Source organism: Pseudosulfitobacter pseudonitzschiae (assembly GCF_002222635.1).
GTDB classification, from domain to species: domain Bacteria; phylum Pseudomonadota; class Alphaproteobacteria; order Rhodobacterales; family Rhodobacteraceae; genus Pseudosulfitobacter; species Pseudosulfitobacter pseudonitzschiae_A.
In genome coordinates, this window is the sequence record NZ_CP022415.1 from 2,042,303 (window position 1) to 2,065,290 (window position 22,988).

Here is a 22,988-nt window from a genome sequence, read left to right on the forward strand (position 1 = left end):
GCCTAGCTAAATCAGCCCAGCGGATCATTCAAGATGTCGCGCCCGGGAAAGATCGGCTTTGCGCCGATCGCGCTTGGTGGGGCGTCCTTTTCCCTCATAGGCCGGATTTTCAGGCGGTTTGTCCTTGAGTGGTGGTGCGGCTGGCGTCAGATCGTCGTACAGCGCCTGCGCCTCGGGGGCGGGGCCACGCCGTGTGCCAATGCCCAACACGCGGATCACGCGCACTGTGTCGCCTTGAGCAAAGGTCAATGTGTCGCCTGCGGAGATGTTGGTAGCGCGCTTGGTGACACGATCGCCGTTTACGCGGACATCTCCGGCAGCCACGCGCGTGGCTGCCAAAGATCTGGTTTTAAAGAATCGGGCGAACCACAACCATTTGTCCAGCCGCAGTTTTGCGGCGGGCGCGTCGGCTGTGCTCACTTACTTGGTGTCCTTCAGCCCCATCAGGGCTGCGGCAAAAGGATTGTCCGGATCGATGGCCTTTTCCTTTTTCGGGGGGCGGGCGCTAAAGTTCTGGCCGCCTTGCGGCTTGCCACCCTTGCGCGGACCACCACCCTGTTTGCCACGGGGTTTGCCCTGTCCTTGACCCTTACCAGCGGGGCGACCGCCGCCTTGGCGCGCGTTGCCGCCACTGCGTGCGGGGCGTGCCCATGTAAAGGTATAGAAGACTTCGGTTTCGGGACCAGCCACTTCGGCGTCAGCGGCTTTGCCCACGGGCACTTCGGTTTCGCTGGCGTCGGGGATGTGGTTGCTGACTTCGGGTGTCTCGGCGGTTTCTTCGGCGATGGGGGCGATACCCTCGTCGTCGATAGCTGCCACTTCGGTAGGTACGTCATCGGCTGCTGGCGGAGTTTCCTCGGTGCCCGTAGCCGCCGTTGGAAGCACGCCTTCGGCGGCATCCATGACCGGCACATCGGCGACAGATTGGCCCGCGTCCGTGGTCACAACGGCATCAGTCGCCTTGACCTTTTCGCGTTCGCCCATCTCGGCGTTATAGCCCAGCCCCTTCATCAGGTCGGCAAATTGTTCCAGCGTCATACCGGTGATCGACAACATATCGGCCTTGGCCTCGAACCCGCCACGGCTGTCTTCGGCGCGTAACATGTCTGCCAGACGTTCCAACATGTCGATGCGGATGGCCCGTGTGCCTGCCAGACGGTAGCCGGCCATTGTATCGGCCCCATCGGGCGCACCCACCGGCGCAGGAATGGTGACCAGTCCCGGCGGCGGCGCCTCGGGGAAGTCATCAAGATTGTTGGCCAGCGACCACAAAACCAGACGCAAACGTGTCGGTGCCGGTTTCAGCAGCAACGGCATAAAAATGGTGAACTGGCCAAAGCGGATGCCATGTTTACGCAACATGCCACGCGCGTCCTGATCCAGCGATTTGACATCGTCGGCAACCTTGCCGCGCGGCACGACGCCAAAATTCTCGACCATCTGAAAGGCAAAGCCACGGGCCAGCCCGGTCAGCGCCTCGTCTTTCGACAGGTTCAACAATGGTTCGAACAATGCGGCGATCTTGCGGTCGATAAAGTGCTGCAAGCGGCGCTTTACCTTTTCGGTAACATCCGGTCCGGCCACATCGTCGACAAAGGCTTCGACCTGCGGTTTGAGCGGGTCGGACCCTGCCACAAGTTTGCCCACAGCGGTCGAGCCCCACATAAGGCCGCCCTGTTCGGTATAATCGATCTCGGTGTCCGGTGCGTTATAGAACCGGTCCGCCCGCAGGTGGAAGTGCGGTGCAAGCGCCTGCAAAGCAGCCGTCTTGATGGTCTTTGTTTCGGCGGCACCCGCGCCCTTATCCTGAGTGAAGCGGAAGCCTTCCAGCTTGCCCACGAATTCACCCTCGACAGTCACCTCACCGGCGTCATTTACATCGGCCACAATGGCCTCCTTCTGGCCCAGTCGGCGCAGCAGAACACTGGTGCGCCGATCTACAAATCGTTTCGTCAGCGCGCTATGAAGCGCATCCGACAGCCTGTCTTCTACATGGCGCGTCGCATCGCGCCAATGGCTAAGATCACTTGTCCACCCTTGCCGCTGCGCCACGTAGGTCCACGTTCGTATGAACGCAAGACGTTTAGACAACGCATCAATGTCCCCGTCGGTTCGATCGATTCTGCGAATTTGTCGCGCCAACCAGTCATCGGGCAGCACGCCGCCCTGATGCAGATAGTTGAAAATAACCTCGCACTGGCTGGCATGTTCTTGATGGCTGATGCCGCGAAAATCGGGTATCCTACAGACATCCCACAACAATTTCACTGAAGCCGTATCACTGGCACGGGCAAAAACCTCGTCGGCCTGCGCCAGAGAGCGCAGGGTTTTAAGATCATCCGCCTCGCGGGCGCGCACCAACACCTCGTGGTCGGGCTGCGCCTCCAGGCTGCGGATCAGCGTGTCGATGGTGGCGAATTTCAGCGCGTGGTTGCGCCAGTTCAGTTTGGACAGCGGTGTAAAGCGGTGGTCCATAATCGCCTGCGCCACGCCCGGTTCCAGTGGCGGCGCATCGCCGGTCCCGCCAAAACTGCCGTTTTTCTGCCCCCGCCCCGCACGGCCCGCGATCTGGGCCAGTTCGTTCGGCGCTAAGGGACGCATCCGCCGCCCGTCAAATTTCGACAGGCTGGAAAATGCAACGTGGTCCACATCAAGGTTCAGCCCCATGCCAATGGCGTCGGTCGCCACAAGGTAATCCACCTCGCCCGACTGGTACATTTCGACCTGCGCATTACGGGTGCGCGGCGACAGCGCCCCCATGACCACAGCCGCGCCGCCCTTTTGACGGCGGATCAGCTCCGCGATGGCATAGACATTCTCGACCGAGAACCCGACGATGGCTGACCGTGGCCGCATACGGCTGATCTTTTTCTCGCCTGCATAGGTCAGGTCCGACAGGCGTTCGCGGGTCATCCACTGCACATGCGGCACCAGTGCTGCGATGGGCCCGCGCATGGTGGCGGCACCCAGAAACAACGTCTCGTGTTGCCCCCGCGCCCGCAGCAACCGGTCGGTGAAGACATGGCCGCGTTCGGGGTCGGCACACAGCTGGATTTCATCGACGGCCAAAAAATCGCAGCCCATGCCCTCGGGCATCGCCTCGACCGTGCAGATCCAGTATTGCGTGCGCGGCGGTACGATGCGTTCCTCGCCGGTGACCAGTGCCACCACCGACGGTCCGCGCAGGGCAACAACGCGGTCATAGACCTCGCGTGCAAGCAGACGCAGCGGCAGACCTATCACACCTGTGCGATAGGCCAGCATCCGTTCGATGGCATAGGTGGTTTTACCCGTGTTCGTCGGACCTAATACGGCCACGACGCGGCTGTCTTGTGCCACGGTTGCGATCCCCGATCTAACTTAAAGTGCGCGGCCGATTCCGTCCGCTTCAAGACGCATCAGCGCATCCTTCGCGCTTTCGTGTCCGGGATTCAACTCAAGAACATGACCAAAGGCGCGGGCAGCCCCGATGCTGTCGCCAAACTCTTGCAGCATCACGCCCAGCCCGAAAATCGCGTTATAGTTATAAGGGTTCAGCGCCAGCGTGCGCCAAAGATCCTCTAGTGCGGGGCCATAGAGGCCCGACTGGTGATAGGCCATCGCGCGGACGTGATAGCCTTCGGCAAATTCCGGCGCGTGGTCGGTCAGGGCGGTCAGATGGTCGATGGCGGCGGCAAAATCCTGCTGCTCCATCGCCTTGCGGCCCCGTTCCAACAGCATGTTCATCGCAACCGATCCCGATTGCGCCCATGTGCGCTCAAGCTCGCGTTCGATCTGTGCGGCTTGGGCTGCGTCGGCGGTTTGCAACTGTTCAAGCAAGGCAGGAACATCACCTTGGGCCAGCGCGGGTATGGAATTCCCGACTGTCAGTGCGATTGCCGCAACGATAAGGTGGCGAAGGAGTGTTTTGATGCCCATAGTATTCTCGAATGTAACAGCTTGGCCGTGCAAATCCAGACATCGGCAGCAGCAATCGACAAAAAGGGCATGACAGATGAGTGATGTGGTTCAAGAAGCGGTAAAAGTTCTTAACGAAAAGATGCAGGGGCAGGATTTTTCTGGCACCGCGAAGTTCGAGATCGAGGGCGAAGGATCGGTTATTATCGACAGCGACGGTGCCCACGTCGGTGACGAAGACGCCGATGTGACGCTGACAGCCGACGCCGAGACGTTTCAGGGCATCATCGACGGCGACACCAACCCCACATCAGCCTTCATGACCGGAAAGCTGAAAGTTGACGGTGACATGGGCATGGCGATGAAGCTGGCATCGGCTCTGGCCTGATGACATTTGAGGCCGCACCCCTGTTCGTCGACCATCACCCGGGTCCGCCGGGGGGACAGGCCCATTGGGCCACCACGTCAGACGGGTTGCGGGTGCGGGTCGCCCACTGGAATGCCAAGGCGCCCAAGGGCACCGTGTTGTTGTTCCCCGGACGCACCGAGTACGTCGAAAAATACGCCCCCGCCGCCAGCGAACTGGCGGCGCGCGGCTTTGCCACCGTTACGATCGACTGGCGTGGTCAGGGGTTAGCCGACCGGATGCTGGACGAGGTTCGCACCGGCCATGTCGTCGATTTTATGGATTATCAGAAAGACGTGGCCAGTATGGTTGCACTGGCCCACGAAATGAAGCTGCCGCAACCTTGGTTTCTGCTGGGCCACTCGATGGGCGGGTGTATCGGCCTACGCGCGCTCTACGAAGGTCTTCCGGTAAAGGCGGCAGCCTTTACCGGGCCAATGTGGGGTATCCGTATCGCCGGACACTTGCGGCCTGTTGCTTGGGCACTTTCGCACATTATGCCCAAGCTGGGGCAGGGGCACCGCCTGCCCCCCGGCACGAAACTGTCGTCCTACGTCATGTCCGACCCATTCGAAGACAACCTGCTGACCCGCGACCGCGCAATGTGGGACATGATGGTGGACCAGTTGAACGCCCACCCCGAACTGGCGCTTGGTGGACCCAGCATCGCATGGCTGCGCGAAGCGTTGTTCGAAACGCAGACCCTGTCCAAGATGGCAGCGCCGGATTTGCCCTGCATCGCCTTCATGGGTACCAATGAGCGGATCGTACACACCGAACGCGTGATCCAGCGCATGGAAAACTGGCCCAAGGGTGATCTGATCATGGTCGAGGATGGCGAGCATGAGATTATCATGGAAGGACCGGCCAAGCGCGGCCCGATCTTCGATCAAATGGTGCAAACCTTCCTTGCTGCGGCCTAGGAACCTTTTGGCGACGTGCTAGGTTGGACGGCATGGCCGATCCACTTTTGACATTCACCGAGTATGGAATCTATTGCGCGCGGGGCGATTTTTACATTGACCCGTGGCGCCCCGTTGACCGTGCCCTGATCACCCACGGCCACGCCGACCACGCGCGCGGAGGTATGGGCCACTATCTGGCCACTGACCTGGCCGCCCCCGTGATGCGGCACAGACTGGGCGGCATCCCGCTGGAAACTGTCCGCTACAACGAGGTACGCGACATCGGTGGTGTTTCGGTGTCCTTTCACCCTGCTGGCCATGTGCCCGGCTCGGCACAGATCCGTGTTGCGTATGGCGGCGAGGTTTGGGTCGCCTCGGGCGATTACAAGGTGGTCGATGACGGGCTGTCGACCCCGTTCGAACCGGTGCCCTGCCATCATTTTATCACCGAAAGCACCTTTGGCCTGCCGGTGTTCCGCTGGAAGCCGCAAGCCGAGGTGGCGGCCGATCTGAATGCATGGTGGGCCGCCTGCGCGGATGCGGGGCAGACGGCCGTGCTGGGGGCCTATGCCTTGGGCAAGGCACAGCGCCTGCTGTCGATGCTGGACCCCGCCATCGGCCCGATCCTGTGTCACACTGCCATCGAGAACACCAACGCGATCCTGCGCGACCAAGGGCTGACCCTGCCCGATACCATCCACGCCATTGCCGAGGTCGCCCCGCAACAGCACCCGCGCGCGTTGCTGCTGGCGCCGCCATCAGCGACCGACAGCAAATGGGCGGCCAAATTCGGCGGGCGCCAGACCGGATTTGCCTCGGGGTGGATGGCGCTGCGCGGTATCCGGCGGCGCCGTGCGCAGGACCGCGGCTTTGTCATTTCCGATCACGCGGATTGGTCAGGCCTGTTATGGGCGATCGAACAAACGCGCGCTGAAAACATATATGTAACACATGGTTACACCGAAATATTCACACGTTACCTGAATTCTGCCGGATGGAACGCCAAAGTGATACCCACCCAATTCGGCACTGAAGGGGAAGACGCGGCATGAACCGCTTTGCCGCTCTCTTCAACGCACTGGACCAAAGCACCAAGACCACCACGAAAGTCACTGCTTTGGCTGACTATTTCAGCCAGGCACCCGAGCCTGACCGCGTCTGGACCATCGCCATGTTCTCGGGCCGCCGCCCCAAACGTGCGGTGACTACAACGCGCCTGCGCGAATGGGCAGCAGAACGCGCGGGCATCCCGCTGTGGCTGTTCGAGGAAAGCTATCCCATCGTCGGCGATCTGGCGGAAACCATTGCACTGGTTCTGCCCCCGCCGACATCGCAAACCGATCACAGTTTGTCATATTGGATCAATGCCTTGCGCGGCCTTCCTGATACCAACGATGAAGATCGAAAAGCCTTTGTTTTGAACGCATGGGACCAACTGCCCGACACACAGTGGTTCTTGTTCAACAAGCTGATCACCGGCGGGTTTCGCGTGGGGATCAGTCAAAAACTGATGACCCGCGCCTTGGCCCGTGCCACCCAGCGGGACGAGGCGGAACTGGCACACCGTTTGATGGGGAACTGGCAGCCCGACAGTATTACGTGGCACCAGTTAATCGAAGCCGAAGATCCCGCCGCCGACGCCGCGCGGCCCTATCCGTTTTATCTGGCTTACGGGTTAGACGAAATACCGGAAAACCTTGGCCTACCAAGTGATTGGCAGGCAGAGTGGAAGTGGGACGGCGTCCGTGGCCAGCTGATCTTGCGCGGTGGTCAGCACTTTGTCTGGTCGCGCGGCGAAGAGCTGATGACCGACCGCTTTCCCGAGCTTGCCCGAGCGTTGGATTTCCTGCCCGACGGCACCGTTCTGGACGGCGAATTGCTGGTATGGGGCGACGGTGCGCCGCAATCGTTCAACGCGCTGCAAAAACGGATCGGGCGCAAGACGGTGCCGAAAAAGCTGCTGACCGAAGCGCCGGTGATCCTCTATGCCTATGACCTGCTGGAAGACGGCGGGCAGGATATCCGCAGCCTGCCCCTGTCCGAGCGTCGCGCGCGTCTGGAGCGGCTGACTGCCGGTCTGCCCGCTGATGCCCCGGTGATCCAATCGCCCAAGATCCCGTTCGACGACTGGGCACAGCTGCACGCATTGCGCGCCACCGCCCGCGATGTTCAGGCCGAAGGGTTGATGCTGAAGCGCGCCGCCAGCCCCTATCTGGCAGGTCGCAAAAAAGGTGACTGGTGGAAATGGAAGCTGGACCCGCTGACCATCGACGCGGTGATGATCTATGCCCAATCAGGCGCAGGCCGCCGCGCCAATTTGTTCACGGACTTCACCTTTGCCGTCTGGAACGGCAACGATCTGGTGCCCTTCACCAAGGCGTACTCGGGCCTGACCGACGACGAATTTCGCCAGATCACCGCATGGGTCAGGAAAAACACCCTGCAACGATTTGGCCCTGTCCGTCAGGTCACCCCGCACCATGTCTTCGAGATCGCCTTTGAGGGCATTCAGGCCAGCCCGCGCCACAAATCCGGCGTCGCACTGCGGTTTCCGCGCATGTCCCGCTGGCGGCAGGACAAGCCCGTACAAGAGGCTAATACTCTGGACGATTTGAACGAAATGCTTGGCCTCTACGGCTAGCCTTGCCCTCACTCATTCACGCACATACCTATGAGCGAACACAAATCAGAGGTTTCCCGATGTTCCAGCTACCCTTTCCTGTCCGTGACGCCAACGCAGCCGGTGGTGACAAACCGCTGGGCAACTTGCCCGAATGGAACCTCGACGACCTTTATACAGGCGAAGACGCCCCCGAACTGAAGCGCGATCTGGACTGGCTGGAAGAGGCCTGCGCCAGCTTTGCGCATGATTTCGAAAACAATCTGGCCAGCCTTGATGCCGAAGGGCTACTGGACTGCATCCTGCGTCAGGAAAAAATCAACCAGATCGCGGGGCGCATCATGTCCTATGCCGGTCTGCGGTACTACCAGCAAACCACCGATGGCGGGCGCGCGAAATTCATGTCCGACGTGCAGGAAAAGATCACCAACTTTACCACGCCGCTGGTGTTCTTCACGCTGGAACTGAACCGGCTGGACGATGACCACCTGTCAAAACTGATGCACCAGAACGCCGATCTGGCCCGCTACGAGCCGGTCTTTGATCGCATCCGCGCGATGAAGCCCTATCAGTTGTCCGACGAGATGGAAAAATTCCTGCACGATCTGGGCGTGGTCGGCGATGCATGGGAACGACTGTTTGACGAAACCATTGCAGGGCTGGAATTCAACGTGCAAGGGGACGAGCTGACCATCGAGGGCACGCTGAACCTGCTGACCGACCCCGACCGCGACACACGCCAAGCCGCCGCCGAGGAACTGGCGGATGTGTTTGGCAAGAACATCAAAACCTTCGCCCGCGTCCACAATACGCAGACCAAGGAAAAAGAAATCATGGACCGCTGGCGCGAGATGCCCACGGCCCAGACCGGACGGCACCTCAGCAACCATGTGGAACCCGAAGTGGTCGAGGCGCTGCGCACTGCCGTGGTAAATGCCTATCCCAAGCTCAGCCACCGGTACTATGAGTTGAAGCGCAAGTGGTTGGGTCTGGACCGGATGCAGGTCTGGGACCGCAACGCGCCGCTGCCGCTGGAAGACCCCAAACCAGTGCCGTGGGAGGCCGCAGAAAAGACGGTGATGGACGCCTATAACGCCTTCGACCCGCGCATGGGCGAAATCGCCGCCCCCTTCTTTACCAAGGGCTGGATCGACGCGCCGGTGAAACCCGGCAAGGCACCCGGTGCCTTTGCCCACCCCACTGTTACGAACGTGCATCCTTATGTGATGCTGAACTATCTGGGCAAACCGCGCGACGTGATGACGCTGGCGCATGAACTGGGCCACGGCGTGCATCAGGTTCTGGCCGCCGATCAGGGCGAAATGCTGTCGTCGACCCCGCTGACACTGGCCGAAACCGCGTCGGTCTTTGGTGAAATGCTGACTTTCCGCAAGATGCTGGACGGGGCCAAAACGAATGCCCAGCGCAAGGTTCTGCTGGCGGGCAAGGTCGAGGACATGATCAACACGGTCGTCCGCCAGATCGCGTTCTATGATTTCGAATGTAAATTGCACGCTGCCCGTCGCAGCGGCGAGTTGACGCCCGAAGACATCGGTGAATTGTGGATGAGCGTTCAGGGTGAAAGCCTAGGACCGGCCTTCGACTTCATGAACGGCTACGAGCATTTCTGGGCCTATATCCCGCACTTTGTCCATTCGCCATTTTATGTCTATGCCTATGCGTTTGGCGACGGCTTGGTGAACGCGCTGTATTCCGTCTACGCGGAAGGCGCCGAAGGGTTCGAAGATAAATACTTCGACATGCTGCGCGCAGGCGGATCGAAACACCACAAAGAGCTTTTGGCCCCCTTTGGTCTTGACGCTTCGGATCCTGCGTTCTGGGACAAGGGTCTGGCGATGATCTCGGGCTTCATCGACGAATTGGAAGCTATGGAAGACTGACCCATCCGCACCGGCGCGGGATATGACTTGCGTCGGTGCCCTTCCGCCCGCTCATGGAGAGCCGTTCGCCCCTCGCATGGTCCGTAATGATCCCGCACATTGCCAAAACTGATAGCTGAATGATCACACTATCCCCCCTGCCACCTGACGATTTTTCCCGCGTGGCACATATTACCGTGCATCCTGAGCAGGTGAAATTCTCAGGCACTATAGAACAGGCCTTTGCCGCCCCCGAGCCTTCGATGGATTATCATGCAATCCAGCAAGGCCCCAAAGTTGTCGGATTTTTCAAAATCGACCGCGCGTACAGCGTTATCCACGACTTCGCCCCGCCAACCGCACTTGGGTTGCGTGCGGTCATGGTGGATGCGGTCCATCAGGGTCAGGGGATCGGCCAAGCGCTGTGCCATGCGTTGCCCAACTATCTGGCCCGCCTCTACCCCAAGGCCGACAGCTTGTGGTTAACAGTAAATGTGCTGAACGCGGGTGCCGTGCGAGCCTATGTCAAAGGCGGCTTTATCGACACCGGCAACCAGTGGCCGCATGGCGGCGCGGGACCCCAGCACATTCTGCGCCTGCCGCTGCACACTATTTAAGCTGCGAATCCTTGGAGCCGCGCCGGTTGAAACCGCCGCGGTCTTGCTGGCGCCCGTCACGCTCTGACGCGCAATCCACGCACAACTTGACCCCCGGCAGCGCGACGCGCCGCCGTTCGGGAATTTCCTCTTCGCATTCCGCGCAATACTTCAGGCTTTCGCCCACTGGCGCTTTGCGCGCTTTCATCCGCGCCAGTTCGTCATTAATCGACGCTTCGATCTGTTCGGACACTGCGCCGTCTTTTGCCCATCCTCCGGCCATTTTGCACCTCTGTCTTTACGATATATCTAGGGTGACACGCCCTGACGTCACCCTTTGGAAGCTAACGGTTGTATGTTTACTCTGCGCCAACATGCCTGAAAGGACCAGATCATGCGCACCGCTCTTAAAATCATCGCAGCCCTTATTGTTCTCGCCGTAGCAGCGTTTTTTACCTTTGCCCCTGCCTATGTCGAGAGCACCCGCAACGCGGTGGTGCCGCATGACCCCTACCCGGTTTCCGACGTGGCCCGCGCCCTGCACGACGAAATGATCGTGGGCGACTGGCATGCCGACAGCCTGCTGTGGAACCGCGACATCACAAAACGTGGCGACCGTGGGCAAGTGGACGTGCCCCGCCTGATCGAAGGCGGCGTCACCATTCAGGTCTTTACCGCGGTCACAAAATCCCCCGCCGGCCAGAACTACGAGGAAAACTCGGCAGAGGCCTTTGACAACATCACCCCGCTGGCTATCGGCCAACTGTGGCCGGTGCGTACGTGGAACAGCATTCTGGAGCGCGCGCTGTATCAGGCCGAAAAGCTGCACAAAGCCGCCGCAAAAGACCCTGCGAATCTGACCATTATCAAAACCCGCGCCGATCTTGACGCACATCTGGCCGCCCGTGCCGCAGGCAGCACCGCCGTTGGTGCCATTCTTGGCATCGAAGGCGCACACCCGCTTGAGGGTGATCTGGCCAACCTCGACAAGATCGAAACGGCAGGGCACCGCGTCATCGGCCTGCAACACTTTTTTGACAACGCTTTGGGCGGGTCCCTACACGGCGAGGGCAATCTGGGCCTGACCGAGTTCGGCCGCGCTGTTGTCGCTGACGTAGCCGAACGCGGCATGGTGCTGGATCTGGCACATTCATCACCACAAGTGGCCCGCGACGTGCTGGCAATGACCGATATGCCAGTGATTGTCAGCCACACCGGCATCCACGGCAATTGCCCGGTAAAGCGGAACTTTCCCGATGATCTGATGCGCGAGATTGCAGCATCGGGTGGCGTTATCGGCATGGGCTATTGGGCCGAAGTGGCCTGTAACGACATCACACCCTCGGGCATCGCCAAGATGATCAAGGCAGGGATCGCCACCGTGGGCGCGGATCACGTCTCGCTGGGGTCGGACTTTGACGGGTCGGTCGAAACCGCCTTTGACACATCGGAACTGCCTGCGCTGACCCATGCCATGATCGAGGCCGGGATTTCCGAAGCCGACATTCGCAAAGTCGCCGGCGAAAACATGGTTCGGGTGCTCAAGGCGCGGCTGAAGTAAGCGTCAGATTGCAAAACCTGTTGCGCGCACGCGGTCCAGAAACCGCGTGGCCAGATCCGGCTCGGTAGTGCTGAGACATTGGTGGGCAAAATACCACCAGATGTATTTGTCATAGGCGCGCCGCGACGGTTCCACACGCAACAGATCAACCAAGGTTGCACGGTCGCGCGCCTCGTCAGCGATGTGGGCAAAATCGGCCTGCCCGCACAAGATCACCGGTTTGCGGTGCAAATAGGCCTCGATTCCCACGGCAGAGTTGATTGTAACCACGCGATCACTGGCGGCGATGATGTCGTGGATGTTGCCCTCGGTCACGGTCACTCCCGCCATTTTCTTCAGGCGTGCACGTGTCTTGGGATCGTTATCGCGCGGATGCGGCTTGACCATCACCGGCCCGCGATCAGCGTCAAGCACGCCTTGCAGCATCTCCCAGCGGTCCAGCCACATGGTCTCATCCACAGTGCGATGCACTTCGGACTGAAAGAACACCGCCGTACCGCCATCGGGCACGTCGGCCTCTTCCTCGGGCTGCGTGTATCGCGAGGTACGCGCACCAACCAACCGCGCCCTGAGCTTGCGGAAAAATGCCCGTGCTGCCTCAGCTTCTATCTGTGCAGGCTTGAACGGTTGCCCACCGATGGACGAAAAGGCGCGGATGCCGGTCGAGTCCATGTTCCAAAACGGATAGATATAGGCCACGCCCGCGTTTAGAATACGCGCATGGGTGAACCGCCCGTGGTTTATGATGTGAAATGCGGCATCCGCTTCGACCTCGGCCATTACGCTGTCGCGGTCCAGATCGACCACCTCGAACGGTACATCCAGTGCCGCCAGCCCTTCGGTCAGCCGCGTATAGAACGGCATCAACCCACCGCCCAGCGGCCCCAGCCACGAACGTGGCACATGAAAGACAATCCGGCTCATTCACGCCCCGCCTTTGGTTGATTGGCATCCGTCTCATGCCACATTGGTTGCACCCTATGCCTGTCGCGCCGCCAACGCTATGTGCATTGCTTGATTTGTCACATTTAACGCGGTGCAGGATATAGAAAAAATGCCCCACCCCTTGCGGGGCAGAGCATTCCGGTTCCGTTGCAATCGCTGCGATCAGGCTGTGGCCATCAGACCTTTTTCCTTGGCCAGATCCCGCATCCGCTTTTGCAGCTTTTCAAAGGCACGCACTTCGATCTGGCGGATACGTTCGCGGCTGACGTCGTACTGGCCTGACAGGTCTTCCAGTGTCACCGTCTGGTCGGACAAGCGCCGCTGCGTCAGGATGTCCTTTTCACGGTCATTCAACACATCCAGCGCCTCGGCCAGCATTTCGCGGCGCACGATCAACTCGTCGCGTTCCTCGTAATCGGCAGCTTGGTCGGCGTCTTCGTCTTCCAGCCAGTCCTGCCATTGCATCGTGCCTTCGCCTTCAGAGCCGACGGTAGCGTTCAATGACGCGTCCCCGCCCGACATCCGCCGGTTCATGCTGATCACCTCGTCCTCGGTCACGCCCAGATCGGTGGCGATCCGTTTGACGTTCTCGGGGCGCAAATCACCATCTTCCAGCGCGCCAATACGGGCCTTGGCCTTGCGCAGGTTGAAAAACAGCTTTTTCTGCGCCGACGTCGTGCCCAGTTTCACAAGACTCCACGACCGCAGAATATATTCCTGAATCGAGGCGCGAATCCACCACATCGCATAGGTCGCCAGACGAAAGCCGCGCTCGGGGTCAAAGCGTTTGACCGCCTGCATCAGGCCGACGTTGGCCTCTGAAATCACCTCGGCTTGCGGCAAACCATAGCCGCGGTACCCCATCGCAATCTTGGCCGCCAGTCGCAGGTGACTGGTCACCATCTTGTGCGCCGCTTCTGTGTCCTGTTCTTCGACCCAGCGTTTGGCTAGCATGTATTCTTCTTCCGGCTCCAGCAAAGGGAACTTCCGGATTTCCTGCATATAGCGGTTCAGACCGCCTTCCGGCGTCGGTGCCGGCAGATTTGCATAATTCGCCATTTCTGTCCTCTCTCCCCGATGTTTACGGGCTTAACATCGATATGGTGCGCCCGCTCCGGCCTTGCAAGAGGCAGTAAGGGCGTTTTCGCGAACCAGCATACATAAACGCTTGCCGGATGTTAGCGTCAAAACAGTGCACTCACGCACAAGTGCGAGGGCTGTAATACACAGCCGTGGCACGCACGCCCTAACAACCAATGAACGCAGAGGCATTGTGGTTCCGTCGGACCCAATCACAGCAAATTCAGGCCAGCGCGTCCAGCAATGCAGCCATGTCCGGCGCAAGTTCGGCCTCGAACCGCATATTTTCGCCGCTGACCGGGTGAACAAAGCCCAACACCGCTGCATGTAGCGCCTGACGCGAAAACCCGTTGAGCGCGACCAAAGCCGCATCACTCAACGCGCCCTTGGGCAGTTTGCGTTTTCCGCCATAGACCGGATCGCCCACCAGCCCGTGACCGGCATGTGCCATATGCACGCGAATCTGGTGCGTGCGTCCGGTCTCAAGCCAGCACTCCATCAACGCCAGCACCTCGGGCGTGCCATAACGTGTTACTGTGCGCGCCCGCGTCACCGCATGCCTACCACCCTGAAACAGCACCGCCTGACGCTGCCGGTCGGTCTTGTGCCGTGCCAACTGGGTTGTCAGTTTCAGGATATTACCCGGCTCGAAAGATGCGCCCCTGATTCCACGCAGACGCGGATCATTGGCATCCGGCACCCCATAGACCAAGGCACGATAGTAGCGTTCGACGGTGTGGGCAGCAAACTGGTCCGCAAGCCCGTGGTGTGCTGCATCCGACTTGGCAACCACCAGCAAACCACTGGTTTCTTTATCAATCCGGTGCACGATACCGGGCCGCTTCATGCCGCCCACACCCGACAGATCATCGCCGCAATGGTGCAGCAGCGCATTCACCAACGTCCCAGAAGGCGTGCCCGGCGCAGGATGCACCACCATGCCTGCGGGCTTGTTGACCACAACCAGATCGGCGTCCTCATAGACAATCACCAGCGGAATATCTTCGGCCTGTATGTGGCTCTCAGCGGCCACGGCCACCGAGATCATCACATCGGCCCCTTCCGCCACCTTGGCCTTGGGGTCGCGCACAACCACACCGTTGACCTGAACCGATCCGTCCTCGATCAACCGCCCCAACCGCGTGCGCGACAATGCGGCATCCTCTGGCACATCGCGCGCCAACGCCTTATCAAGACGTGCAGGCGGCGCTTCGCCCACCCGAAACCGAACGAGTTGATCCGACATGTCCAATCCTCACGACGCGCCCGATGTCCCCGAACCGCCTCATCTTAAAAACCTGCGCCGCTTGGTGACGCTTCTCACTGCCACGATGATCGCAGGCATGGCCGCAATCTTTGTGCTGATGGCACTACGTCTCAATAGCCCGTCAACGCCCCCGCTTCCAGAGCGCATCAGCCTGCCCGACGGCACAAACCCCACCGCTTTCGCGCAAACTCCGCACTATATCGCGATTACGACTCCCACACAGGTGCTGATCTACACTCCTGACGGCAAAGCGCTGAAACAAACCATTACTCTGGAATAGGGCGCAGGGATTCTTTTGGCCCAAAGTATCTTGGGGTTCGGGGAAAAGCCCCGTTCTTCGGTCGAATACTTAAAAAAGGGGGGTGGTACCACCTCCTGGTCTCGAACCAGGGACCTCTTGATCCACAATCAAGCGCTCTAACCAACTGAGCTAAGGCGGCACTGCGCGGTGATGTAACCAAGACGTTCGGGTTTGGCAAGGCCGATCAAAAGTGAATTTCCCATTCCTGCTCGACCAGATCTTGCCCGAAGGAATGCACAGGCTTGCTGTGGACCAGCCGCCAGCCGTTGCGACGATACAGCGCGCAGGCTGCAACGTGACTTTCGTGGGTCCACAAACGCATCCCCTTATAGCCCTTTGCCTGCGCAAACCCGATGCAGGTTTGCAGCAACCGAAAGCCCAGTCCGCAGCCACGCACCGCTTCGGTCACCAGAAACATCCGCAGCTTGGCCGTCTGAGTATCCACCGCCACGCAAAAGATGCAGGCCACCGGGTTTGCCGCATCATCGACCGCAATCCAGCCGGCTTCGCGTGCGGGATCATGGTCTGCGTCGAAATCGCGCAGAATCGATTCTACCAACGCACCAAAGGTGTCGTCAAAGCCGTCGACACTCCAGTAATGGCGCGCATGGGCTGCTTGCACCCAGGCCGCATCACGTGGCGTATAGGAACGGATTTGAAACTCTGTCATGCTGCCATCGTGCCCTTGCCACGCTTGCCAATCAAGCCTGTCTTCGCTAGCACACTCGCCTGACACAGCCGGAGGCCATCATGGGCATCAACAGCGAACGCGACATCGAAGCCAATCTGCAGATCGGCCCGACAGACAAGGGCATGGTCCGTCTGTTCGTCGAAGGTGGCGGGGCCGAGATCCCGATGGACTTTGAACCCGACGAAGCCCGCGAAATCGCCGACGAGCTTTTGGCCGCCGCCAAAGCCGCCGAAGCCATCAGACGCTGACGCCATCGGACCCGCAGCTTTGCAGTAAGGTCATGCGTCACAGGCCTCTCATGTCTGTGATAACAGCACGCCGTTGAAAAATGCAGCGACGGCGCTCGTGTCGCCCAGCGGTAGCACGTCAGCCACATATTGATCGGGTCTGACAATCACCACGCAGCCCTCTGTGCGGTTGATCCCGCGCATCTCGAAAATATCGCGGGCTGGATTGACGCAAAATACCTTTTCGTAGTCGATCAAGCCAAAGACCCCTTTGGCTGGCCGCAGCACTGCGGGCATCTGCATCAGATCCAGATCGCGGTGCCCCTGCTGCATTACCGCACGCAGATCCACCACGGCGTCCACACCGCCAACGTCCGCCCCGCCAAGCCAAGCCGACGCAGCCTTGTCCTGCATCCATGTGCAAAACCGGTACAGTGCCCCGTCTGCGGCTCCTGTGTCTGCGGCCCCCGCAAAGGCAAATATCCGCCAGCGCCCGTCTGCCTTGATCACATGGCCCAGTTCCATCGGGCGCGCATCGCCCAGCCGCACCACCGGCGCAGAGTGGAACCGTTGCCCCACAGGCAAGCCCGCAGCCAACCCCTGATGCGCCCCGTCGCCGCAAATGGCCGATGGGCGATACTGCACGCCCATGCCAGCGGTAAACCGCCCCGCTTTGACAAACGCCTCTTGCAGCGCCGAGGCTTGCGCCGCATTGCCTGCCTGTGGCGGCGCCGAAAAGATGCGGGCGAATTCGCGGTCGAAATCAATCAGATCCTGCGCCACTTGCTGACGCTCGTCGGAATAGGTACGCAACAGGCTGGCATCGCTTTGCCCACGCAGCACCGACGCCAGCTTCCAGCCCAGATTGAACGTATCGCCCATCGACACGTTCATACCCTGTCCCGCCTTGGGGCTGTGGGTGTGGCAGGCGTCTCCGGCGATAAAGATGTGGCCACTGTCGTCCTCGAACCGGTCGCACAGCCGTTGCCCGATGTCATAGACCGACCACCACGCCACATCTTTGACGTCCAGCACATAGGGGTGCAAAATCCGTCCCGCCGCTGCGATCAGCTGTTCGATGGTGATATTGCGCCCCGCCGCGCGTTCACCCGCGCCCAGCTTTTCCAGTTCGATATACATCCGCACCATATAACCGCCCTCGCGCGGGATAATCAGCACGCTACCCTGCTGCGCCGACTGGATCACCGATTTCAGCCGCACATCGGGGAAATCCGTCACCGCCAGCACATCCATCACGCCCCATGCCTTGTTGGCGGCCTCGCCCTTCAGCGTACGCCCGATCTGGCGGCGCACTGCGCTGCGCGCACCGTCGCAGCCCACAACATAGCGGGCCTGCACAGTCTCGGGGCCGTACGGGCCGTTGAACCGCGCCGTGACCGGATGAGCACCTTGACCCACCTCCAACGCCTCAAGCGCGCGTTCATAATGTGGCTGCAAGCGCCGTGCGCTATTGGCCATGCAGCGCAGATAGAAATCGTGCACCCGCGCCTGGTTCAGAATCACATGAGGAAACTCCGACAGACCGGGTTCGACATCCTCGATCTTTTGTGTGCGGGTGATGTTTTCGGGCCGGGCGGCGTCAGGCTTCCAAAAGGATGTTTCGTTGACCCAATACCCCTCGCGCAGAACGTCTTCGGCGAAACCGAAGGTGTTGAACATCTCGATGCTGCGACAAGAGATGCCGTCGGCCTGCCCGACTTGCAACGGCCCGTCCTTTTGATCGGCAATCACAACCGAGATGTCAGAAAACTGCGCCATCTGCGCGGCCAAGGTCAGCCCCGCAGGACCACATCCGACGATCAGCACATCCACCTGCGCAGGCATCTGCGCCGGATCATGCAGGGCAATCGCCTTGGCCACCGCCGGATCGCCGCTGTTATACCCATCAAGATGATATTGCATCGCCTGTCCCCACATCAAATCCTCAGTAACGCTACCGCCTGATGTGCCGTGCCCGCCAGCGCAATCGCATCAATATGCACTTGGATGCACGGCCCCGAAGTCTTAGCCCAAGCCAGCAAATGCCGCCGGGTCGCGTAGGGTTTGCAATCGCCGCGCGGCGTGGGTGGCGAATTTCTGCACCATCACCTTGCGGCGGGCGGCGGCCAGCTTGTCCTCGGGCGCCATTCGGATCACCTCGGCGTCATAGCCGTCGGCGATGATCAACCCCGTGCAATCAGGCAGAAGGTCGGTGGGAAAATCCGCATCCACCGCCCAGAAGAACCGGTCGCACCACTCAAGATAGCCTTGCCATTTGCAGTCCGATATAAAATCGGCGCGGCTGGATTTGCATTCGACGATCCAAATCTCGCCCTTCGGGCCCAGCGCCATCACATCGACCCGCAAACCGCGCGTTGGCACCAGTTCTTCAACCGTGGCCATACCCAGCGCTGCCAGATGCCGCGCCACGCCGCGCGCCAGCACCTGCCCGGGCGCAAGGGCGGTGATATCGGAAACCAGACTCATGCGGAAAAATATGAACATTTCATGAACATTTGCAAGCCCTGTGAAGGAAACCTTGGAACGCGGCACGGGCACATCTATGTTACTTTTCTACATCGTATGCCGGAAAGGCCCGCATGACACCTGATCGCACCCTGACCGACACCCAAGCGCGCGGCGTTCGCCACGCCCGCGAATTGGAAACCCAACTGACATGGCTCGACACTTTTTCCAGCACGGCCTTGGGCGTGCTGTCGGTGGCTTCGGGCATCTACACCTACCTTGGAGTGTCATCGCTGCTGGATGACACCGGCGCGATGTCGGTCTTTGCCGCAATCGCCTATTCTGTGGCAGTATCGGTGGGTATCTTCGTGTTCTGGTCCTATATGATGCGTTTATTTCCTGCGGTACGCTCCACGCAGGCGCGCATCGGGCTGATGGGGGCTATGGCCTTGGGTTCGCTTGCGATTGTGGCCATGTCGTCATGGCTGAACGCTGCCGCACTGGCCGGATCAGCCGCCGTGGAACAGCATTTGGCCACCACAGTTCAGGATTACCAATCAGCGCTGGAAGAAACCCACGACATCGCACTCAGCGCGCAAAGCCTTGAACGCGACGTCGCCCGCGTGCGCCAGTCGTTCGAGGACCTCTCCGAACAAGAAGCCGCAGGCGCGCTGTCTGGCCTTGCCGGACGTGGTGCGGTTTTCCGCGTCCTGCGCCAGAAATCCGCCGAACTGTCCGGACTTGAGGCGCAAATTGCCACGCAAACTCCACTGGTCAACGCCGCCTTTAGCGAAGGCAACGCCATCCTCAGCCGGATGCGTGCCCTGACAGTCGAAGCAGGGCCGGTCGAGGCCCGCTCGGTCGAGTTTTCCGAGGCCACGGTGCGGCTGGCTGGACTGATTGCGCAATTGCGCCAGCTTTCGGTGGCCCCACTGGTGGAACGCGCCGCCCAAGACCTTGCTGCCTCGGTGGTGCTGCCCGACCTTGACGGAAGCACATCCCAGATCCGCACCGATCAGGCTTCGACGATCACCAGCGTGCTGGACGTGCTGGCCCAGCGCGCCGCGACACTGGAGCGCGCCGCCTCCGCCGTGATCGCCCGGACCCCCCCGCCTGATGTGACCTATACGCCGATCTCATCGGCGGATGCGGTGATCCTGTATGCGCGTAACTTTGTGCCGTCATGGGCAGGGGCGATCGCCATCGACCTGCTGCCTGCCGTGCTGGTGTTTATCCTTGCTATCACCCAATCCGCCATCCGTCAGGGCCGCGAAGGCACCGCCGTCGATGACACAATGACACTGGCCGAACTGCGCGCCGCTCTTGGTGCCATCCGTGACGTGGAACTGGCCATGAACAACATGCCCGACACATTGGCCAAGGATATGCTGGACAAGTCCACGGCGATCAAACCCGACGCCCCCAAGCCGGACACATCCCTATGAGCGAGCCGGCCGCCTCCAACTGGCCGTCGGTCAGCCGCATCCTTGCAGGGGTTCTGGTGTTTCAACTGGGTCTGGGCCTGCTGCTGGTTATCGGCGACATGGCGGGCGCGGGTCTTTCGATGCCTTCGTTCGGACCGGACCAGCCACAGTTGACAGAACCCGTTGGCCCCGGCGACCAGCGCCGCACATTCGACCCCGACCGCCCGCGCCCGTCCGACCCCGCTAACCCGCTGCCAGGCCGCCTGACCCTGACAGAACTCGACGGGGCCACCTACCGGCTCGAAGGCACCATTGCCGCCAAGGACGCAGCGCGCATCATTGCCCTGATCACCACTGCGGCCCCCGCCCCCGAACGGCTGGTCCTGCAATCGCCTGGCGGCTCGGTCGCTGACGCACTGGAACTGGGCCGGTTCATCCGCGAAAAAGACATCGCCACCGAAATACGTGCGGACGAAGTGTGCTATTCGTCCTGCCCCTATCTGCTGGCTGCAGGCACCACACGCACCATTTCCGAAACCGCAAGCGTCGGTGTCCACCAGCACTATTTTGGTCAAAGCACGATCCTGCCCGCCTCTTTCGCCGTCGAAGACATCCAGCGCGGTCAGGGCGAAGTGATGATATATCTTGACGGGATGGGCATCGACCCGCTGGTTATGCAGCACGCGCTGACCACCCCTCCGGATGAAATCTATATCCTGCTGCCCGGGGAACTGGCCCGCTACAATTTCACGACTGACGACAATGGCTAGGCTTCGTCTTGCCCGATAAACTCTGGGGGAGGCCAAAGGCCGGGGGCAGCCCCCCCCCCAATCCCCCTTGCCAAGTGCCTCAACGCACCCTACCTAGAGCAGTGGCGGGTTCTGCCCTTCGCGACACGGTTACGTTCCAGTGGCCTTAAGCATTTCCGAGGGAGCTGGCTCTGTTTGGACCCTGGTCCACTTACCTGGTGCCCACCTGTACATACAGGTCCTCGGGAACAAAAAACCAACGGTTGCGGTGGTTCCCGCCACTTACCGCAAATTTGCACAGCAACGGCGCATCAGCGCCGATTGCAACACACCTCCGCACGATTAGATTGTTGCTCAACAGCAGCATTCAAAGGAGTTTCCCCATGTCCCTGCGCCCCACACTCGAAACCCGCCGCGCCCAGCCCACGCTAGAGGGAGCGGGTGTCAAACTGCACCGTGCTTTCGGCTTTCAGGATCCGTCCGAGTTGGACCCGTTCCTGTTGTTCGACGACTTTCGCAACGAACGCCCCGAGGATTTCGAAAAGGGTTTCCCGTGGCATCCGCATCGCGGCATCGAGACGATTACCTATGTGCTGTCGGGCACCGTCGATCACGCCGACAGTCTGGGCAACACCGGCTCGCTCGGTGCGGGTGACGTGCAGTGGATGACCGCCGGGCGCGGCATCTTGCATCAGGAAATGCCGCACGGGAACCGCAACGGCCAAATGCATGGTTTCCAGCTGTGGGGCAATTTGCCTTCCAGCCAGAAAATGACGGCACCACGCTATCAGGACGTGACCGCCGCCGACATCCCCGAAGTAACGGACGATGACGGCACCATCGTGCGTGTAATCACCGGCGAGTTCTGGGGCAAAAAAGGCCCCGTCGACGGCATCGCTGCCGATCCGCAGTATCTGGACGTAACCATTCCGGCAGGCGTCAATAAGACGTTCCACATCGACACCTACCGCCGTGCATTTGCCTATATTTTTGACGGCAGTGCGGCCTTTGTCGATGCGGCGGCCCCCACGGGGGTTCTGCTGGAAAAAGAAGTGGCTGGCCAAGAGGTCAACATCCGCGATCTGTCTGGTGACCGCACGCTGATCCGCTTTGGTTCGGGTGACGAGATTACGGTGCAGGCGGGCGAACAGGGCGTGCGTTTTCTGCTGATCTCTGGCGCACCGATCAACGAACCAGTGGCATGGCACGGCCCCATCGTGATGAACACGCAACAAGAGCTGATGCAGGCAATGCGCGATCTGCGCAACGGGACATTCATCCAGCCTGCTCACTAAGCCCGACAGCCTGCGCGCCCAATGTGGCGCGCAGGCACTGTTCCATCAGGGAATAACCGTGCCGCCCACCGACCGGCGCACCATGTCCCAATAGATGTCTTGCACCTCGTCCAGCCGCAGCCGCCCGCCCGCGCGAAACCATGTGTTCACGCCCGTCAGCATCGCTATCACCGCAAGCGTTGCGATCTTGGGGTCTGGTACGGCAAACAGGCCCGCCTCGGCGCCGCGTCGCAGGATTGCTTCCAGCCGGTCCTCGTAGCGCCTGCGCAGCGCCTCGACCTCGGCAAAGTTGTCGGGCTCCAGATTGCGCAACTCCATATAGGCAATGAACACCGCATCGGGGCGGTCGTGGTGAAATCCGATGTGAAAGCGCACAAACCGCTCTAACGCGGCGGCAGCGTCACCCGTGTCGTCGGGCAATGCAGCCAGCAACTCGGTCATGTGGTCGCGCATCAGATCGAACAGCAACGTCTGCTTGTCGGGCGTGTAGTTGTATAGCGCCCCCGCCTGCACGCCGACCTCGCCCGCGATCCGGCGCATCGACACGGCGGCATAGCCGTCGCGAGCAAACAGCCGCAATGCTGCGTCCCGCACACGGGGGCCTGTGATGTCCGAATGTGATCCTGCTGTGCGCGCCATGTCTTGGGATTATCTGAACACCCGTTCAAAACCAAGTAC

Annotated in this window: 23 protein-coding genes and 1 tRNA gene; 12 read left to right on the forward strand and 12 right to left on the reverse strand. The window is 60.5% G+C overall.

All coding sequences use genetic code 11. The annotated features are described in order from the left end of the window. Positions 1–24: 24 nt before the first annotated feature. The 3 genes from SULPSESMR1_RS09875 to SULPSESMR1_RS09885 are packed head-to-tail and all read right to left on the reverse strand — an operon-like array spanning position 25 to position 3,918. Positions 25–420: an RNA-binding S4 domain-containing protein gene (locus tag SULPSESMR1_RS09875; RefSeq protein ID WP_089420660.1), complete on the reverse strand. Its 396-nt coding sequence runs from the start codon at positions 418–420 to the stop codon at positions 25–27. Continuing rightward, a complete protein-coding gene (locus SULPSESMR1_RS09880; RefSeq protein ID WP_198362778.1) occupies positions 421–3,339 on the reverse strand; it encodes a helicase-related protein in 2,919 nt (972 codons plus the stop codon). 21 nt (positions 3,340–3,360) lie between these two features. Next, positions 3,361–3,918, reverse strand: a complete 558-nt coding sequence (locus SULPSESMR1_RS09885; protein ID WP_089420662.1) for a hypothetical protein — start codon at positions 3,916–3,918, stop codon at positions 3,361–3,363. A 76-nt stretch (positions 3,919–3,994) separates the two neighbouring features. Between SULPSESMR1_RS09885 and SULPSESMR1_RS09890 the strand changes: the two genes are divergently transcribed. The 6 genes from SULPSESMR1_RS09890 to SULPSESMR1_RS09915 all read left to right on the forward strand — a co-directional run bounded on the left by SULPSESMR1_RS09890 (position 3,995) and on the right by SULPSESMR1_RS09915 (position 10,325). Beyond that, positions 3,995–4,285, forward strand: a complete 291-nt coding sequence (locus SULPSESMR1_RS09890; RefSeq protein ID WP_089420663.1) for an SCP2 sterol-binding domain-containing protein — start codon at positions 3,995–3,997, stop codon at positions 4,283–4,285. Beyond that, complete coding sequence (locus SULPSESMR1_RS09895; protein WP_089420664.1) at positions 4,285–5,226, forward strand: alpha/beta fold hydrolase; 942 nt, start codon at positions 4,285–4,287, stop codon at positions 5,224–5,226. Before SULPSESMR1_RS09890 ends, SULPSESMR1_RS09895 begins: the two co-directional genes overlap by 1 nt. Before the next feature lie 32 nt (positions 5,227–5,258). Beyond that, on the forward strand, positions 5,259–6,260 hold the full coding sequence (locus SULPSESMR1_RS09900) for a ligase-associated DNA damage response exonuclease (RefSeq protein WP_089420665.1): 1,002 nt from the start codon (positions 5,259–5,261) through the stop codon (positions 6,258–6,260). After that, a complete protein-coding gene (locus tag SULPSESMR1_RS09905; RefSeq protein WP_089420666.1) occupies positions 6,257–7,849 on the forward strand; it encodes an ATP-dependent DNA ligase in 1,593 nt (530 codons plus the stop codon). The genes SULPSESMR1_RS09900 and SULPSESMR1_RS09905 overlap by 4 nt, the downstream gene beginning before the upstream one ends. A gap of 59 nt (positions 7,850–7,908) precedes the next feature. Beyond that, a complete protein-coding gene (locus SULPSESMR1_RS09910; protein WP_089420667.1) occupies positions 7,909–9,729 on the forward strand; it encodes a M3 family oligoendopeptidase in 1,821 nt (606 codons plus the stop codon). Positions 9,730–9,848: 119 nt separating this feature from the next. After that, positions 9,849–10,325 (forward strand): GNAT family N-acetyltransferase, encoded by a 477-nt coding sequence (locus SULPSESMR1_RS09915; RefSeq protein WP_089420668.1) that lies wholly within the window; start codon positions 9,849–9,851, stop codon positions 10,323–10,325. Here SULPSESMR1_RS09915 and SULPSESMR1_RS09920 read toward each other — a convergent pair. Continuing rightward, positions 10,318–10,587, reverse strand: coding sequence for a DksA/TraR family C4-type zinc finger protein (locus tag SULPSESMR1_RS09920; protein ID WP_089420669.1), 270 nt, complete (start codon positions 10,585–10,587; stop codon positions 10,318–10,320). The two genes, SULPSESMR1_RS09915 and SULPSESMR1_RS09920, sit on opposite strands and share 8 nt — an antisense overlap. Before the next feature lie 111 nt (positions 10,588–10,698). On the opposite strand from SULPSESMR1_RS09920, the gene SULPSESMR1_RS09925 reads away from it, so the two are divergent. After that, positions 10,699–11,865, forward strand: a complete 1,167-nt coding sequence (locus SULPSESMR1_RS09925; protein ID WP_089420670.1) for a dipeptidase — start codon at positions 10,699–10,701, stop codon at positions 11,863–11,865. Positions 11,866–11,868: 3 nt separating this feature from the next. Here the strand turns inward: SULPSESMR1_RS09925 and SULPSESMR1_RS09930 are convergent, their stop codons facing one another. The 3 genes from SULPSESMR1_RS09930 to SULPSESMR1_RS09940 form a co-directional block, all read right to left on the reverse strand. Further along, positions 11,869–12,789, reverse strand: a complete 921-nt coding sequence (locus SULPSESMR1_RS09930) for a capsular polysaccharide export protein, LipB/KpsS family (protein ID WP_089420671.1) — start codon at positions 12,787–12,789, stop codon at positions 11,869–11,871. Positions 12,790–12,972: 183 nt separating this feature from the next. Next, entirely contained in the window at positions 12,973–13,869 is an 897-nt protein-coding gene (rpoH, locus tag SULPSESMR1_RS09935) for an RNA polymerase sigma factor RpoH (protein ID WP_089420672.1), read from the reverse strand. 244 nt (positions 13,870–14,113) lie between these two features. Continuing rightward, on the reverse strand, positions 14,114–15,136 hold the full coding sequence (locus SULPSESMR1_RS09940; protein ID WP_089420673.1) for an RluA family pseudouridine synthase: 1,023 nt from the start codon (positions 15,134–15,136) through the stop codon (positions 14,114–14,116). Here SULPSESMR1_RS09940 and SULPSESMR1_RS09945 point away from each other — a divergent pair. Then, positions 15,135–15,437: a DUF6476 family protein gene (locus SULPSESMR1_RS09945; RefSeq protein ID WP_089420674.1), complete on the forward strand. Its 303-nt coding sequence runs from the start codon at positions 15,135–15,137 to the stop codon at positions 15,435–15,437. The two genes, SULPSESMR1_RS09940 and SULPSESMR1_RS09945, sit on opposite strands and share 2 nt — an antisense overlap. An 83-nt stretch (positions 15,438–15,520) precedes the next feature. Here the strand turns inward: SULPSESMR1_RS09945 and SULPSESMR1_RS09950 are convergent. Beyond that, positions 15,521–15,597: transfer RNA gene (locus SULPSESMR1_RS09950), tRNA-His, on the reverse strand. A gap of 45 nt (positions 15,598–15,642) precedes the next feature. Continuing rightward, positions 15,643–16,128: a GNAT family N-acetyltransferase gene (locus tag SULPSESMR1_RS09955; protein WP_089420675.1), complete on the reverse strand. Its 486-nt coding sequence runs from the start codon at positions 16,126–16,128 to the stop codon at positions 15,643–15,645. 80 nt (positions 16,129–16,208) lie between these two features. Between SULPSESMR1_RS09955 and SULPSESMR1_RS09960 the strand changes: the two genes are divergently transcribed. Continuing rightward, positions 16,209–16,397 (forward strand): DUF6324 family protein, encoded by a 189-nt coding sequence (locus SULPSESMR1_RS09960; protein ID WP_089420676.1) that lies wholly within the window; start codon positions 16,209–16,211, stop codon positions 16,395–16,397. 48 nt (positions 16,398–16,445) lie between these two features. Here the strand turns inward: SULPSESMR1_RS09960 and SULPSESMR1_RS09965 are convergent, their stop codons facing one another. Then, complete coding sequence (locus tag SULPSESMR1_RS09965; RefSeq protein WP_089422268.1) at positions 16,446–18,299, reverse strand: FAD-dependent monooxygenase; 1,854 nt, start codon at positions 18,297–18,299, stop codon at positions 16,446–16,448. A 102-nt stretch (positions 18,300–18,401) separates the two neighbouring features. Continuing rightward, a complete protein-coding gene (locus tag SULPSESMR1_RS09970) occupies positions 18,402–18,881 on the reverse strand; it encodes an MmcB family DNA repair protein (RefSeq protein ID WP_089420677.1) in 480 nt (159 codons plus the stop codon). Between the two features lie 95 nt (positions 18,882–18,976). On the opposite strand from SULPSESMR1_RS09970, the gene SULPSESMR1_RS09975 reads away from it, so the two are divergent. The 3 genes from SULPSESMR1_RS09975 (at position 18,977) to SULPSESMR1_RS09985 (ending at position 22,310) form a co-directional block, all read left to right on the forward strand. Next, positions 18,977–20,287 (forward strand): hypothetical protein, encoded by a 1,311-nt coding sequence (locus tag SULPSESMR1_RS09975; RefSeq protein ID WP_089420678.1) that lies wholly within the window; start codon positions 18,977–18,979, stop codon positions 20,285–20,287. Next, on the forward strand, positions 20,284–21,036 hold the full coding sequence (locus tag SULPSESMR1_RS09980; RefSeq protein WP_089420679.1) for a hypothetical protein: 753 nt from the start codon (positions 20,284–20,286) through the stop codon (positions 21,034–21,036). Before SULPSESMR1_RS09975 ends, SULPSESMR1_RS09980 begins: the two co-directional genes overlap by 4 nt. A 362-nt stretch (positions 21,037–21,398) precedes the next feature. After that, positions 21,399–22,310: a pirin family protein gene (locus SULPSESMR1_RS09985; RefSeq protein WP_089420680.1), complete on the forward strand. Its 912-nt coding sequence runs from the start codon at positions 21,399–21,401 to the stop codon at positions 22,308–22,310. A gap of 45 nt (positions 22,311–22,355) precedes the next feature. On the opposite strand, the gene SULPSESMR1_RS09990 is transcribed toward SULPSESMR1_RS09985, so the two are convergent. Continuing rightward, positions 22,356–22,949 carry a TetR/AcrR family transcriptional regulator gene (locus SULPSESMR1_RS09990; protein ID WP_089420681.1) on the reverse strand — a complete coding sequence of 198 codons (594 nt, stop codon included), beginning with the start codon at positions 22,947–22,949 and terminating at the stop codon, positions 22,356–22,358. Between the last annotated feature and the right edge of the window lie 39 nt (positions 22,950–22,988).

Excerpts from the sequence above, each read along its gene's own strand:
- SULPSESMR1_RS09885 (WP_089420662.1), bottom strand. The coding sequence starts at position 3,918 with ATGGGCATCAAAACACTCCTTCGCCACCTTATCGTTGCGGCAATCGCA.
- SULPSESMR1_RS09890 (WP_089420663.1), top strand. The coding sequence starts at position 3,995 with ATGAGTGATGTGGTTCAAGAAGCGGTAAAAGTTCTTAACGAAAAGATG.
- SULPSESMR1_RS09895 (WP_089420664.1), top strand. The coding sequence starts at position 4,285 with ATGACATTTGAGGCCGCACCCCTGTTCGTCGACCATCACCCGGGTCCG.
- SULPSESMR1_RS09900 (WP_089420665.1), top strand. The coding sequence starts at position 5,259 with ATGGCCGATCCACTTTTGACATTCACCGAGTATGGAATCTATTGCGCG.
- SULPSESMR1_RS09905 (WP_089420666.1), top strand. The coding sequence starts at position 6,257 with ATGAACCGCTTTGCCGCTCTCTTCAACGCACTGGACCAAAGCACCAAG.
- SULPSESMR1_RS09910 (WP_089420667.1), top strand. The coding sequence starts at position 7,909 with ATGTTCCAGCTACCCTTTCCTGTCCGTGACGCCAACGCAGCCGGTGGT.
- SULPSESMR1_RS09915 (WP_089420668.1), top strand. The coding sequence starts at position 9,849 with ATGATCACACTATCCCCCCTGCCACCTGACGATTTTTCCCGCGTGGCA.
- SULPSESMR1_RS09920 (WP_089420669.1), bottom strand. The coding sequence starts at position 10,587 with ATGGCCGGAGGATGGGCAAAAGACGGCGCAGTGTCCGAACAGATCGAA.
- SULPSESMR1_RS09925 (WP_089420670.1), top strand. The coding sequence starts at position 10,699 with ATGCGCACCGCTCTTAAAATCATCGCAGCCCTTATTGTTCTCGCCGTA.
- SULPSESMR1_RS09930 (WP_089420671.1), bottom strand. The coding sequence starts at position 12,789 with ATGAGCCGGATTGTCTTTCATGTGCCACGTTCGTGGCTGGGGCCGCTG.
- rpoH (WP_089420672.1), bottom strand. The coding sequence starts at position 13,869 with ATGGCGAATTATGCAAATCTGCCGGCACCGACGCCGGAAGGCGGTCTG.
- SULPSESMR1_RS09945 (WP_089420674.1), top strand. The coding sequence starts at position 15,135 with ATGTCCAATCCTCACGACGCGCCCGATGTCCCCGAACCGCCTCATCTT.
- SULPSESMR1_RS09940 (WP_089420673.1), bottom strand. The coding sequence starts at position 15,136 with ATGTCGGATCAACTCGTTCGGTTTCGGGTGGGCGAAGCGCCGCCTGCA.
- SULPSESMR1_RS09955 (WP_089420675.1), bottom strand. The coding sequence starts at position 16,128 with ATGACAGAGTTTCAAATCCGTTCCTATACGCCACGTGATGCGGCCTGG.
- SULPSESMR1_RS09960 (WP_089420676.1), top strand. The coding sequence starts at position 16,209 with ATGGGCATCAACAGCGAACGCGACATCGAAGCCAATCTGCAGATCGGC.
- SULPSESMR1_RS09965 (WP_089422268.1), bottom strand. The coding sequence starts at position 18,299 with ATGCAATATCATCTTGATGGGTATAACAGCGGCGATCCGGCGGTGGCC.
- SULPSESMR1_RS09970 (WP_089420677.1), bottom strand. The coding sequence starts at position 18,881 with ATGTTCATATTTTTCCGCATGAGTCTGGTTTCCGATATCACCGCCCTT.
- SULPSESMR1_RS09975 (WP_089420678.1), top strand. The coding sequence starts at position 18,977 with ATGACACCTGATCGCACCCTGACCGACACCCAAGCGCGCGGCGTTCGC.
- SULPSESMR1_RS09980 (WP_089420679.1), top strand. The coding sequence starts at position 20,284 with ATGAGCGAGCCGGCCGCCTCCAACTGGCCGTCGGTCAGCCGCATCCTT.
- SULPSESMR1_RS09985 (WP_089420680.1), top strand. The coding sequence starts at position 21,399 with ATGTCCCTGCGCCCCACACTCGAAACCCGCCGCGCCCAGCCCACGCTA.
- SULPSESMR1_RS09990 (WP_089420681.1), bottom strand. The coding sequence starts at position 22,949 with ATGGCGCGCACAGCAGGATCACATTCGGACATCACAGGCCCCCGTGTG.